Here is a 13,516-nt window from a genome sequence, read left to right as displayed (position 1 = left end):
GCTGCAATGCTCCATTATGCTGTATTCTGTGCAGCGTAAGAGCAAAGCAGCCTGCGTCGCAGAGTGTCCTTAAGTTAAGCTGACAAGGACAAAATAAAAAGACTGCCAGCACCGCTAATGGCGGGACTGACAGTCTTCTCTCAAAAAAAATTAACGGCTCTTCTCGGCGTACTCGGTTACCCAAGCGGCGGTTTGCTCCAGCACCTGCTCGGCGCGGGCGATTGCCGCCTCGACCTGTACTTTTGCCGTGCCGCCGTACACATTACGTGCATTAACGACTTGCTCCGGCTGAAGCACGTTGTAGATGCGCTCGTCGAACAGCTGCGAGAATTGCTTGAACTCTTCCAAAGTCAGGTCAAGCAGGTATTTGTTCTGCTCGATGCAATACAGTACCGTCTTGCCAATAACCTCATGCGCTTGACGGAACGGCAGGCCTTTGCCAACGAGGAAGTCGGCGATGTCCGTTGCGTTCGAGAAGTCCTGGTTAACGGCTTGGCGCATCTGCTCTTTGTTCACCTTCATCGTAGCGATCATCGGAGCGAAAAGCTGAAGCGCGCCTTGCATCGTTTTCACCGTATCGAACATGCCTTCCTTGTCTTCCTGCATATCCTTGTTGTAAGCAAGCGGCAGAGATTTGAGCACCGTCAGGAGGCCGACAAGGTTGCCGTAGACGCGGCCCGTTTTACCGCGGACAAGCTCCGGAACGTCCGGATTCTTCTTCTGCGGCATAATGCTGCTGCCCGTGCAGAACGCGTCATCCAGCTCAATGAAGCGGAATTCCGTGCTCGACCACAGGATCAGCTCTTCGCTCAGACGCGAAAGGTGCATCATGATAATGGAAGCGTGGGACAGGAACTCGAGGATGAAGTCGCGGTCGCTTACCGCATCCAGGCTGTTCTCGTATACGCGGTCGAACTTCAGCTGGCTGGCGACGAAATGGCGGTCGATCGGGAACGTAGTTCCCGCCAAGGCGCCGGCGCCCAGCGGCAGCATGTTGATGCGCTTGTAGCTGTCCTGCAGACGCTCCAGGTCGCGGCCGAACATCGAAACGTACGCCATCAGATGATGAGCGAACAGAATCGGCTGCGCGCGCTGCAAATGCGTGTAGCCCGGCACGATGGTGTCGATGTTTGCTTTCGCTTGCTCGATCAGCGCGGATTGCAGCTTTTGCAGCATGTCCACGAATTCAACGACGCGTTTGCGCAGGTACAAGTGCATGTCCGTTGCCACCTGATCGTTGCGGCTGCGGCCGGTGTGAAGCTTGCCGCCTACCGGACCAACATCGTCGATCAGCGTTTTTTCGATATTCATATGAATGTCTTCATCGGAGATGGAGAACTCGATATCATTGCGTTTGATGCGCTGCAGCACGCGGTGCAGGCCGTCCTTGATCGCCTCTACGTCGTCCGCAGGCAAAATGCCTTGCTTGCCAAGCATCGTTACATGAGCCAGGCTGCCTTGGATGTCCTCTTCGGCAAGCTCTTTATCGAACATAATGGATGCCGTATATTCCTCTACCAATTGGTCGGTCTTCTTCGTGAACCGTCCGCCCCACAATTTGCTCACTTGGTACACTCCCTCCCGAAATTGCCATAAAGGCCGCTAGATGCATCGCACATAACGGCCTAGATGACTATTCGGTTTATATTATTTCTTGCTTTGTTCCACGCCGGACGATACTTTCAGGCGAAGAGCGTTCAGGCGGATAAAGCCTGTAGCGTCGCCCTGGTCGTACGCTTGGGAAGGATCGGCTTCCATTGTCGCGATATCCGGATTGTACAAGCTCACCGGGCTCTTCACGCCGGCGCCGATTACATTGCCTTTGTACAGCTTCAGGCGGACGACGCCCGTTACGTTCTTTTGCGACTCGGTTACAAGCGTTTGGAGCGCTAGACGCTCAGGCGCGAACCAGAAGCCGTTGTACACGAGCTGCGCGTATTTCGAGATCAGGGAGTCGCGAAGGTTCATAACCTCGCGGTCCATGGTCAGGGATTCCATTTTGCGGTGCGCGGTGAACAGGATTGTACCGCCCGGCGTCTCGTACACGCCGCGGCTCTTCATGCCAACGAAGCGGTTCTCCACCATGTCCACGCGGCCTACGCCGTGCTTGCCGCCCAGTTCGTTCAATTTATCCATCACTTGCAGCGGGCTCAGCTGTTCGCCGTTGATCGCGATACAGTTGCCTGCTTCGAAAGTAAGCTCTACGTATTCCGCTTGATCCGGAGCTCTCTCCGGGGATACGCTCAGCACGTACATTTCTTCGTTGGACTCTGCGCTTGGATCGAACCAAGGATCCTCGAGCATGCCGGACTCAAAGCTGATGTGCAGCAGGTTGCGGTCCGTCGAGTAAGGCTTGGAAGCCGATGCCGTTACCGGAATGCCATGCTTCTCGGCGAAAGCGATCATTTCCGCGCGGCCAGGGAATTCTTCCCGGAAGCGCTCTTCGCGCCAAGGCGCGACAACCTTGATGTCCGGAGCAAGAGCGGCTACGCCAAGCTCGAAACGCACTTGGTCATTGCCTTTGCCTGTTGCGCCGTGCGCAATCATCGTAGCGCCTTCCGCGCGGGCGATTTCAACCATACGCTTCGCGATCAGAGGACGGGCAATGGATGTGCCAAGCAGGTATTGGCCTTCGTACAGCGCTGCCGCTTGGAACATCGGGAAAATAAAGTCGCTTGCGAACTCAGCGCGCAGGTCATCGATGTATACCTTCGATGCGCCCGTTGCCAGAGCTTTTGCTTCAAGGCCGTCGAGCTCTTCTTTTTGACCGATGTCGGCCGTAAACGCAATGATCTCCGCATCGTACGTTTCTTTCAACCATTTCAAGATGATGGACGTGTCCAGACCGCCGGAATAGGCCAGTACAATTTTTTCCTTCGCCATAATTTCTCCTAGCACCCCTTTGAATTATTGAAAAACTATTTCAATGCTACATGATTGCTGCCATAATCGCTTTTTGCGCGTGCAGACGGTTTTCCGCCTGGTCGAAAATAATCGAGTTCGGGCCGTCGATAACGCCTTCGCTCACTTCCTCGCCGCGGTGCGCTGGCAGGCAGTGCATGAACAGGTAATCCTTCTTCGCGTATTTGGCCAACGCTTCGTTCACCTGGAAGTTGGCAAAAGCAAGCTCGCGCTCCTTCTGCTCCGCTTCCTGACCCATGCTGGCCCAAACGTCCGAGTATACCACGTCCGCATCGGCAATCGCTTCCTTCGGATCGCGGCACAGGTGAATACGAGCGCCGGTTTCCTTCGCATTGTCGATCGATTGCTTCAGAAGATCCGCGTCCGGCTCGTAGCCTTCCGGCGTCGCGATCGAGATATCAACGCCCAGCTTCGCAGCGCCCATCATCAGGGAATGAACTACATTGTTGCCATCGCCGATATAAGCGAGCTTCAGCCCCTCAAGACGTCCTTTGTGCTCGAGGATGGTCTGGTAATCCGCCAGCGCCTGGCAGGGATGAGACAGATCCGTAAGACCGTTAATAACCGGGATTGTAGCGCCGCGCGCCAGCTCCACCACGTTGCGGTGAGCGAACGTACGGATCATGATGCCGTCCAGGTAACGGGACAGCACTTGCGCCGTATCCAGAATCGGCTCGCCGCGGCCGATCTGCAGGTCGTTACCGCTCAGGAACAGCCCTTGGCCGCCCAGCTGGTAAATGCCAACCTCGAACGATACGCGGGTACGAGTGGACGATTTTTCAAAAATCATGCCAAGCGTCTTACCCTTCAGCGGCTGATAAACCTCGCCGGCCTTTTGCTTTTTCTTCAAATCGATCGCAAGATCGATCAGGTACCGGATTTCTTCCGGCGTGTAATCCAGAAGCATAAGAAAATCCCGGCCTTTTAGGCTTGCCGCCAAATCTTCCTTTACTGTATCTACCATTGCGTAACCCTCCTAAAACCTATATTTCAATTTCCAGCCCTTAGGCTTTAACCGCGTTAGCCAACAATTGCTTTAGTGTTGCCACAGCCTGGTCGATCTCTTCCTTCGTCACCAGAAGGTTAGGCAGAAGACGCACAACGTTTGGTCCTGCGGAAATGACGAGCAGGCCTTGCTCTTGCGCCGCCGTCAAAACGGGGCCAACCGGCTCCACGCATTCGATTCCCACGATCAGGCCTTGGCCGCGTACTTCCTTCACGAACGAATGGCCCGCGAGCTCCTTCTTCAGCTCATCCATCAGATAAGCGCCCATCTCGGCCGCACGCTGCGGCAGGTTCTCGCCAACAATCGTCTCAACCGTTGCTTTAACCGCTGCCGTCGCGATCGGCGTGCCGCCAAAGGTAGAACCGTGGCTGCCCGGGCCAAACGCTTCGCGAAGCTTATCCTTCGCCACCGCCGCGCCAACCGGGAACCCGCTTCCGAGACCTTTTGCCAGCGTGAAAATATCCGGCTCGATGCCGTAATGCTCGTAAGCGAACAGCTTGCCGGTACGGCCCATGCCCGTCTGGATCTCGTCGATGATGACCAGAATTCCGTTCTCTTCGCACAGCTTCACCAGGTCTTCTACAAACGCCTGATCAGCCGGGAAGATACCGCCTTCCGCCTGGATCAGTTCGAGCATCACGGCCGCCGTTTTATCGGAGATCACCGCTTTCAAAGCTTCGATATCGTTATAAGGAATGTATTTGAAGCCTTCCGGCAAAGGAGCAAAGCCTTCCTTCACCTTCTCCTGCCCGGTAGCTGTCAGAGTTGCCAGCGTACGGCCGTGGAAGGAGGATTCAAACGTAATAATTTCGTATCGTCCGTTGTTCAGTACCTTCTGCTGATAACGGCGAGCCAGCTTGATCGCCGCTTCATTCGCCTCCGCGCCGGAGTTGCAGAAGAAAACGGCATCGCCGCTGCTGTTCGAAGTAATCAGATGCGCCGCCTCTTCCTGATTCGGAATGCGGAACAGGTTCGACACATGCCACAGCTCATCCAGCTGCTTGATCAGCGCTTCTTTTACCTTTTGAGGCGCATGGCCAAGGTTGGTTACGGCAATACCGCTCATGAAATCGAGGTATTTGTTGCCCTTATCATCCCACAGCCAGCTTCCTTCGCCCTTCACAAGCGCGATTGGATATCTCGCATACGTTGGCAGCAAGGATTGCTCTGGCGCTGCCGCTACTTTCGTCTCGCTCATCGACTATAACCGCCTTTCTCTACTCCTGTACGATTCTTGTGCCTACGCCGCCTTCTCGCACGGCCCGGCTAAGAACACCCGGCTCTTCGCCGCTGACGATAACAACCTCGCGAACGCGCCCTTGAATGCACTGCACCGCCGCGCGCACCTTCGGGATCATGCCGCCGTAAATCTCGCCGCTTGCAATCATCTCTTCTATCTCTGCTACGGTGACGGAAGGCAGTACCCTCTTCTCGCCGTCTACCGTGCGCATAATGCCCGGCACGTCCGTCACCACGATCATCTGCTCCACGCCAAGATGGGAAGCAACGGCGCCTGCCGCCGTATCCGCGTTAATGTTGTAGCGCTGACCGTTTGCATCAATTCCAATCGGAGCGATAACCGGCATATAGCCCATCGTCATAACGCCTTCGATTACTTCCGCATTCACATCCGTTACATCCCCGACAAAACCGATCTCCGCGCTGTTAGCGACCGGCTTCGCCTGGATCAGCAAACCGTCCACGCCGGAGAGGCCAATCGCCTTTGCGCCGTTTGTCTGGATTTTACGGACGATTTCTTTATTGATTCGGCCCGCAAGCACCATCTCGACCACGTCGAGCACGGCGTCATCGGTCTTTCGCAGGCCGTTTACGAATTCCGTCTCAATGCCAAGCTTCGTCAGCGTCTCGGAGATCGCCGGGCCGCCGCCATGGACGATAACCGGATGAACGCCGGACTCTTGAAGCTCGCGCAGCTCGCCGAAGAAGGAATCCGGAAGCGCAGCCAGCGTGCTGCCGCCGCATTTCATTACAAAACGTTGTGCCATCGTTAATCCGTTCTCCTCTGCCCTAGCGTTACGTACGGTATGCCGCGTTAATGCGGACATAATCGTAAGTCAGGTCACAGCCCCAAGCGGTTGCCGTGCCGTTGTCCATATGCAGGTCGACGCGGATCACAACCGTATCGCCCTTTAGGTATTCCAGTGCCGCATCTTCGTCAAAAGCAACCGGACGGGAGCCTTCCAGCGTCACGATATCGCCGATCCGCACGTCCACCGTATCCGGGTTCACCGGCTGGCCTGCGCGGCCCACCGCCGCGATAATCCTGCCCCAGTTCGCGTCAGCGCCAAACACCGCGGACTTCACCAGGGAAGAGCCGATAACCGTCTTCGCAATCGCCGTAGCCGCGTCGTCGTTCACAGCGCCGTGCACTTGCACTTCAACCAGCTTGGTTGCGCCTTCGCCGTCGCGGGCGATTGCTTTTGCCAGCACTTCGCACACATAACGAAGACCTGCCGAGAAAGCCGCCCAGCCTTCATGCTCCGGCGTCAGCTCGCTATTGCCGGCAAGACCGCTCGCCATGGCCACCAGCATATCGTTGGTGCTTGTATCGCCGTCAACCGTAATCATATTAAACGTATAGTTTGTCGCTTCGCGAAGCAGCGTTTGAAGCGCAACGCTTCCGATTGCCGCATCCGTAGTCACAAAGCCAAGCATCGTGGCCATGTTCGGATGAATCATGCCGGAGCCTTTGGCCGCACCGGCAATATGTACCGTCTGGCCGTCGATCTCAACCGAGACGCATACCATTTTTTGCACAAGGTCCGTGGTCAGAATTGCTTGACAGAAGCCGTCAGCCGCATCGCGGTCCGTCTCCAGCTTCGCCGGAAGAGCGTCGATACCCGCACGTACCTTATCCATCTTCAGATTCTCGCCGATCACGCCCGTCGAAGCGACCGCAACCTGATCCGCGGACACGCCAATAGACTCGGCAAAACGCGAACGCATCTCGTAAGCATCGTCTTCGCCTTGCTTGCCCGTTACCGCGTTGGCATTGCCGCTGTTCACGATAACGGCGCGCAGGAAGCCATCCGATTCAATGCTCTCTCGCGTCACCTTGATTGGCGCAGCTTGAAACACGTTTGTGGTGTAGACGCCGGCGGATGCCGCCGGCACTTCGCATACGATTGCGCCAAGATCATGGCGGGTTGTCTTCTTCAGGCCGCAGTGGAGACCACCGGCTCTGAATCCTTTAGGAGTCGTAATCGATCCGTCCGAGACGACCGAATACAGCGCTTTAGCTTGTTGCACCTGTCCCATTTCTCCTCGTTTCTCCTTCACCTTGTACGAATAATTGCTCAATTCTAAAATGAATAAGTATAAAGAATATTCTTAATGCCATATTTTCAATATCACGGATATACCGGCACGAACTGCAGGCCAAGGCCTTCATCCCAGCCCATCATCAGGTTGAGGTTCTGAATCGCTTGTCCCGACGCGCCTTTAACAAGGTTATCAATGACCGAAATAATCGTAATGCGGCCCGTTCTTGCATCGTAATTAAAAGCGATATCGCAATAGTTGGAGCCCCAAACCTCCTTCGTCTGCGGCAGTACGCCTTCCTTGCGGATGCGGACGAATTGGCGGCCTTCATAGAATTGCTTATAGAGTTCAATAAAATCGGCGGCGTTATGCTCGCCCTTCACCGTAGCGTACATGGTCGACAGGATTCCTCTTGTCATCGGCACCAGATGCGGCGTGAACGTGGTCACAACCTCCCGGCCTGCCGCTTCCGACAGTACCATCTCGATTTCAGGGACATGCTGATGCTGATTTACTTTGTATGCTTTGAAGTTCTCGTTCAGCTCGGAGTAATGGGTGCCAAGGCTTGCGCCGCGGCCCGCGCCGGACACGCCCGATTTCGAGTCGATAATAATCGTTGCCGGATCAATCCAGCCTGCCTTCACGGCAGGAACAAGACCAAGCAGCGCGGACGTTACGAAGCAGCCCGGGTTCGAAATAAACGAAGCGCCTTGCGCTTTGTCGCCGTTAATCTCAGGGAGAGCATAGAGAGCTTGCTTCAGGTATTGCTCATCCGCCGGTGCTTTTTTATACCATTTCTCGTATAAAGCCGTATCCTGCAGACGGAAGTCTCCGGACAGGTCAATGACCTTCAGGCCGGCATCCAGCAGCTGCGGAGCAAGCTTAGCCGCCACTCCGGCCGGCGTTGCCGTAAAGACGACGTCAGCCTTCGCTTTGATCCCCTGCGGATCCACGTCGTCAAGCAAAGCGGTCTGAATGTCCGTCAAATGAGGGAACCATTCCGCGATCGGCATTCCCGCGCTGGACGAGGAAATAACCGACGTAATCTCCACCAACGGGTGGCTAGCCAACAAACGAATAAGCTCAATACCGCCATAACCGGTAGAGCCGACGATCGCAACCTTCAATTTCTCGCTCATAACGTTCTCTCCCTTAAAGAAGTTGAACCCGAAGCATGGATTCAACTTACGTAGATCATCTAAATCTATATTGTACATGAATCAGGTTCACATGGAAATATTACGTTGTTTCGTATTATTATACAGTCCTATTCATATTAATACAATGAAAAAAGATGTCATTTTCCGTACAATTTATTCCGATTTGAACCCCTGCCCGACAACCTCCGCCGTGTTGCTGATAATGACGAAAGCACCCGGATCCGCCGCTCTTACCAGCTGCTTCAGCTTGGCCACCTCCATCTGTCCCACAACGACCATCAGCACCTGGCGCTTCTCGTTCGTGTAGCCGCCATGCGCATCCAGCTTCGTAACTCCACGGTCGAGGTCATGCAGGATGGCATTCACGAGCAGATCGGCATGGTCGCTGATAATAAAAGCAACCTTCGAGAGCGGAATGCCGCTTTGAATAATATCAATCGTCTTGCTGGTGACGAACAATCCGATCAGGGCATACAAAGCCGCCTCCGGCGAGATAAAAATACCCGAAGCCGCGATCACGCAGCCGTCAAAGCAGGCCACCGCAAGCCCCAGCGGAATGCCGGTATAACGGTGCAGAATCTGCGCGGCCAGGTCAAGGCCTCCGGTGGAACCCCGCCCGCGGAATACGATGCCAAGCCCGATCCCTACCCCAATGCCGCCATAGATAGCCGCAAGCAGCATATTGTCGGTAGGCGGCGACCAGTCAGCCGTAAGCAGGACGAATAAAGGAAGCACAATGGTGCCAAGCAAGGTTTTGAGCGCAAACCGTTTGCCGAGCAGGAACAGCCCCGCCAGGAAGAGCGGAATATTCAGCGCCCATTGGGTATAAGCCGGCGTGATGCCAAGCGTTTTATGCACAAGGATGGATATGCCCGATACGCCGCCGGAAGCGATTGCATTCGGTGCGAGAAAAAGATTAAAGCTTAGCGCTACTACAAACGAACCTATAATGACCTGCAAAAAGCTCCAGAAGACATCAAGCGACGTCGCCTTTCTGCCTGCCGGACGCCTGCTGCGTTTTGAAACTTTTACCTCGTTATTCTTGCTGTCCATGGATCACCATGCCGCCTCTCTGTCAGTCAATCTCTGTTATGTTATTCATGCCGCGCATGTCTTTCCATCGTATGTATTTCTGATCACGCACAAAAAAGAAGAGTTCCAACCTTAATAAGTGTTGGAGCTCTTCCCCAAAGCTATGCATATAAACTTGCCGTTTCCTTAGTCGTGACGGATCTGACTGCGCAAATAACCGTCGATAAAAGCATCCAGGTCGCCGTCCATTACGGCGCCAACGTTGCCCGTCTCCACCGAGGTCCGGTGATCCTTCACCATGCTGTACGGATGGAAGACGTAAGAACGGATCTGGCTGCCCCATGCGATATCCGACTGCTCGCCGCGAATCTCGGCAAGGTGCTTCTGCTGCTCTTCGATCTTGCGCTCATACAGCTTGGAACGGAGCATGTTCATCGCGCGCTCGCGGTTCTGAATCTGCGAACGCTCCTGCTGGCAGGCTACGACAATCCCTGTCGGGATATGCGTAATCCGGATCGCCGACTCCGTCTTGTTGACGTGCTGGCCGCCGGCGCCGCTCGCGCGGTACGTATCGACCTTCAGATCCTCGGTACGGATCTCGACTTCGATATCCTCCGTAATCTCCGGCACAACATCGCAGGATACGAAGGACGTATGTCTGCGGCCGGAGGAATCGAACGGCGAGATACGGACAAGACGGTGAACGCCTTTCTCCGCTTTCAGATAGCCGTAGGCATTATATCCTTTAACCGCAATCGTTACGCTCTTAATGCCCGCTTCATCGCCATCCTGATAATCCAGCACTTCAACCTTGAAGCCCCTTTTCTCCGCCCAACGCGTGTACATCCGGTAAAGCATTTGACCCCAGTCCTGCGACTCGGTGCCGCCCGCGCCCGGATGCAGCTCGAGAATGGCATTCAGCTTGTCGTACGGCTGATTCAGCAGCAGCTGCAATTCAAAGCCGTTTACCTTCTCGTTCAGGGAAGCAATTCCTCCAATGACTTCCGCCTCCAGCGAATCATCGCTTTCTTCGTCAGCCAGCTCAATCAATGTCTGTAGATCTTCGCATTCCGTATTAAGCCGTTCATAATGCTCAACGACCGACTTAATCGCATTCAGCTCGGAAATAATGCCCTGCGCCTTCGTATTATCGTCCCAGAAATCCGGCGCGGTCATCTTCTCCTCAAAGTTTGCGATATGCTCCAGCTTCAGATCTAAGTCAAAGAGACCCCCTGAGTTCTTGGAGCCGCTTCGCCACTTCACGCAAATCCTGTTTTACGTTTGTTTCTATCATCGCGTAGCTTCACCTCAAAATTAAGTATGCGCGGCCCGGCCGCTGTAAATCCGTGCAGACCGCATAAAACGCGCCGTTCGCCCGCAATGGGCTTACCGGCGCGTTAACCGTGTATGTTACCTTATGCGAATAGCTTAGGTCAGGTGTTACTTACCCATCCCATGGCACATTTTGTACTTCTTGCCGCTGCCGCATGGGCAAAGGTCGTTGCGTCCCGTACGCTCTTCGCGCTTCGCGGGGCGTTTCTCCGCTTCGGCCGGGCTATTCGTCGTCGTTTGGCCTTGCGCAACCTCTTGACGCTCCAGATTGCTCTCCACGCGTGCCTTCATGATATACTTCGCGACTTCCTCCTGGATGCTGTAGATCATTTCCTTAAACATCTCGAAGCCTTCGAATTGGTATTCGCGAAGCGGATCCGTACCGCCGTACGCACGGAGGTGGATACCTTGGCGGAGCTGATCCATCGCATCGATGTGATCCATCCATTTGCTGTCTACCGCGCGCAGTACGACAACCTTCTCGAATTCGCGCATCGTCTCCGCGCCAAGCTCAGCCTCGCGCTCGTCGTAATAAGCAACAACCTTATCCTTGATAAGCTCGATGATCTCTTCCTTCTCTTTGCCCCACAGATCGTCCTTCGAGAAGGTATCTTCAGGGAGAAGGTTCGAGTTCGCGTAATCCGCGATTTCCTGCAGATCCCACTCTTCCGGAATATCGCCTTCCGTATGCGCCTCAACCACATGCTCGATAACCGGCACGATCATTTCCATAACGATCTCGCGGATATTCTCCGAGTACAATACGTCACGGCGCTGCTTATAGATAACCTCACGCTGCTGGTTCATGACATCGTCATATTGCAGGACGACTTTACGGGTATCGAAGTTGCTGCCCTCTACGCGTTTCTGAGCGGACTCAACGGCACGCGTAATGAGGCGGCTCTCGATCGGCTGGTCTTCTTCCAGACCCAGACGGTCCATCATGCCCATAATGTTCTCCGCGCCAAAGCGGCGCATCAGCTCATCCTCCAGGGAGAGATAGAACTGCGAGGAGCCTGGGTCGCCTTGACGGCCGGCACGACCGCGCAGCTGGTTGTCGATACGACGGCTTTCATGGCGCTCCGTACCGATAATGTGCAGACCGCCTACTTCGTGAACGCCTTCGCCAAGCAAAATATCCGTACCGCGTCCCGCCATGTTCGTTGCGATGGTAACCGCGCCCGCTTGACCCGCGCGGGAGATAATTTCCGCTTCCTCCGCATGGAACTTCGCGTTCAGTACTTTATGCTGTACGCCGCGCTTCTTCAGCATGTCGGACAGACGCTCCGAGTTCTCGATGGAGATTGTACCGACGAGTACCGGCTGGTTCTTCTTGTGACGCTCTACAATTTCCTCTACAACGGCTTTAAACTTGCCGTTCTCGGATTTGTAGACGACGTCCTGCATATCTTTACGGATCAAAGCGCGGTTTGTCGGAATTTGAATAACCTCGAGACCGTAAATCCGTTTGAACTCTTCTTCCTCCGTCTTCGCCGTACCGGTCATGCCGGACAGCTTGCGGTACATACGGAAGTAGTTCTGGAACGTAATGGTCGCAAGCGTCATGCTCTCGTTCTGAACCTTCAGCTGCTCTTTCGCTTCAATCGCTTGATGCAGACCGTCGCTGTAACGGCGGCCAGCCATCAGACGGCCCGTGAATTCGTCGACGATTACGACTTCGTCTTCGTTAACCACGTAATCCACGTCGCGCTTCATGATGACATGCGCTTTAAGCGCTTGCTGCACGTGGTGGTTCAGCGTTACGTTCGCATGATCGAATAAGTTCTCGATGCCAAAGGCCTTCTCCGCTTTCTCCACGCCGGCTTCCGTCAGCGTTACGTTGCGAAGCTTAATATCAACCGTGTAATCCTCCTCCGCTTTCAAACGGCTGACAAAACGATCGGCGGCATAATACAGCTCCGTCGATTTTTGTGCTTGTCCGGAAATGATCAACGGCGTACGCGCCTCATCGACCAGGATGGAGTCGACTTCGTCTATGATTGCATAATAAAGCGGGCGTTGAACCATTTGCTCTTTGTACAGCACCATGTTATCGCGCAAATAGTCAAAGCCGAACTCATTATTGGTTCCGTAAGTAATATCGCAAGCATAAGCCTCTTGCTTCTCTTCATGCGTCAAGCCGTGAAGGTTACAGCCGACAGTCAGTCCAAGGAAATTATAAAGGGCAGACATGATCTGGCTATCGCGCGAGGCAAGGTAATCGTTGACCGTAATAACGTGTACGCCTTTGCCCTGCAGCGCGTTCAGGTAAGTAGGAAGCGTCGCAACGAGAGTTTTACCTTCACCGGTTCTCATCTCCGCGATCTTGCCTTCATGCAGTACCATACCGCCCATCAGCTGCACGTCGAAATGGCGCATGCCAAGCGTACGCTTCGATGCTTCGCGCACTACCGCGAAAGCTTCCGGCAGAATCGAGTCAATGTCCTCGCCTTTCTCAAGACGGGCCTTGAACTCTTCCGTTTTATTACGCAGCTCATCGTCAGACAGCGGCGATATCTTGGACTCAAGTCCGTTAATTTCTTCTACCGTACGCGTGAGACGCTTGACCTCGCGCTCGTTCGCATCACCGAATATTTTTTTCACTAGTCCGAGCATGGTCTTCCCCTTTCATAAATACGCCTGTTTGCCTTAAATTGTAACAGTTTGTCGTGACGCCCGCAACGCATCGCGTTTATTTCCAGCAATAAGCAGGTATACATTCATATAAAAGGCCTCTTCCCCGTCGGAGAAAAGGCCGTGATTGGCTAATTTAATAAGTAAG

Annotated in this window: 10 protein-coding genes; all 10 read right to left on the bottom strand. The window is 54.3% G+C overall.

Features of this window, described 5'->3' with window-relative positions; genetic code table 11:
* Positions 1–150 precede the first annotated feature (150 nt).
* Complete coding sequence (gene argH / locus EV294_RS17250; protein ID WP_132308897.1) at positions 151–1,566, bottom strand: argininosuccinate lyase; 1,416 nt, start codon at positions 1,564–1,566, stop codon at positions 151–153.
* An 81-nt stretch (positions 1,567–1,647) separates the two neighbouring features.
* Complete coding sequence (locus EV294_RS17245; RefSeq protein ID WP_116393584.1) at positions 1,648–2,883, bottom strand: argininosuccinate synthase; 1,236 nt, start codon at positions 2,881–2,883, stop codon at positions 1,648–1,650.
* Between the two features lie 46 nt (positions 2,884–2,929).
* Complete coding sequence (gene argF / locus EV294_RS17240; protein ID WP_132308895.1) at positions 2,930–3,886, bottom strand: ornithine carbamoyltransferase; 957 nt, start codon at positions 3,884–3,886, stop codon at positions 2,930–2,932.
* Positions 3,887–3,926: 40 nt separating this feature from the next.
* Positions 3,927–5,126, bottom strand: a complete 1,200-nt coding sequence (locus tag EV294_RS17235) for an acetylornithine transaminase (protein ID WP_132308893.1) — start codon at positions 5,124–5,126, stop codon at positions 3,927–3,929.
* A gap of 19 nt (positions 5,127–5,145) precedes the next feature.
* Positions 5,146–5,934: an acetylglutamate kinase gene (gene argB, locus EV294_RS17230; RefSeq protein ID WP_132308891.1), complete on the bottom strand. Its 789-nt coding sequence runs from the start codon at positions 5,932–5,934 to the stop codon at positions 5,146–5,148.
* Positions 5,935–5,962: 28 nt separating this feature from the next.
* Positions 5,963–7,207 carry a bifunctional ornithine acetyltransferase/N-acetylglutamate synthase gene (gene argJ / locus EV294_RS17225; RefSeq protein WP_132308889.1) on the bottom strand — a complete coding sequence of 415 codons (1,245 nt, stop codon included), beginning with the start codon at positions 7,205–7,207 and terminating at the stop codon, positions 5,963–5,965.
* Positions 7,208–7,299: 92 nt separating this feature from the next.
* Positions 7,300–8,349 (bottom strand): N-acetyl-gamma-glutamyl-phosphate reductase, encoded by a 1,050-nt coding sequence (gene argC / locus EV294_RS17220; protein ID WP_132308887.1) that lies wholly within the window; start codon positions 8,347–8,349, stop codon positions 7,300–7,302.
* A gap of 174 nt (positions 8,350–8,523) precedes the next feature.
* The gene (locus EV294_RS17215) at positions 8,524–9,423 is read right to left on the bottom strand and encodes a YitT family protein (RefSeq protein WP_132308885.1); all 900 of its coding nucleotides are present in this window, start codon (positions 9,421–9,423) and stop codon (positions 8,524–8,526) included.
* Between the two features lie 165 nt (positions 9,424–9,588).
* A protein-coding gene (gene prfB, locus EV294_RS17210; protein ID WP_116393591.1) for a peptide chain release factor 2 occupies positions 9,589–10,696 on the bottom strand; the annotation gives its coding sequence in 2 pieces (ribosomal slippage) (positions 9,589–10,623 and positions 10,625–10,696; 1,107 coding nt in all).
* Between the two features lie 146 nt (positions 10,697–10,842).
* Positions 10,843–13,350, bottom strand: a complete 2,508-nt coding sequence (secA, locus tag EV294_RS17205; RefSeq protein WP_132308883.1) for a preprotein translocase subunit SecA — start codon at positions 13,348–13,350, stop codon at positions 10,843–10,845.
* Between the last annotated feature and the right edge of the window lie 166 nt (positions 13,351–13,516).

Source organism: Paenibacillus sp. BK033 (assembly GCF_004345425.1).
Classification (GTDB): Bacteria; Bacillota; Bacilli; order Paenibacillales; family Paenibacillaceae; genus Pristimantibacillus.
Note: the sequence above shows the minus strand (reverse complement) of the source record. Positions and strands in the feature narration are given on the sequence as shown.

Bases quoted from the DNA above. Each gene is read 5' to 3' on its own strand.
- EV294_RS17245 (WP_116393584.1), bottom strand. From the start codon at position 2,883: ATGGCGAAGGAAAAAATTGTACTGGCCTATTCCGGCGGTCTGGACACG.
- argF (WP_132308895.1), bottom strand. From the start codon at position 3,886: ATGGTAGATACAGTAAAGGAAGATTTGGCGGCAAGCCTAAAAGGCCGG.
- EV294_RS17235 (WP_132308893.1), bottom strand. From the start codon at position 5,126: ATGAGCGAGACGAAAGTAGCGGCAGCGCCAGAGCAATCCTTGCTGCCA.
- argB (WP_132308891.1), bottom strand. From the start codon at position 5,934: ATGGCACAACGTTTTGTAATGAAATGCGGCGGCAGCACGCTGGCTGCG.
- argJ (WP_132308889.1), bottom strand. From the start codon at position 7,207: ATGGGACAGGTGCAACAAGCTAAAGCGCTGTATTCGGTCGTCTCGGAC.
- argC (WP_132308887.1), bottom strand. From the start codon at position 8,349: ATGAGCGAGAAATTGAAGGTTGCGATCGTCGGCTCTACCGGTTATGGC.
- EV294_RS17215 (WP_132308885.1), bottom strand. From the start codon at position 9,423: ATGGACAGCAAGAATAACGAGGTAAAAGTTTCAAAACGCAGCAGGCGT.
- secA (WP_132308883.1), bottom strand. From the start codon at position 13,350: ATGCTCGGACTAGTGAAAAAAATATTCGGTGATGCGAACGAGCGCGAG.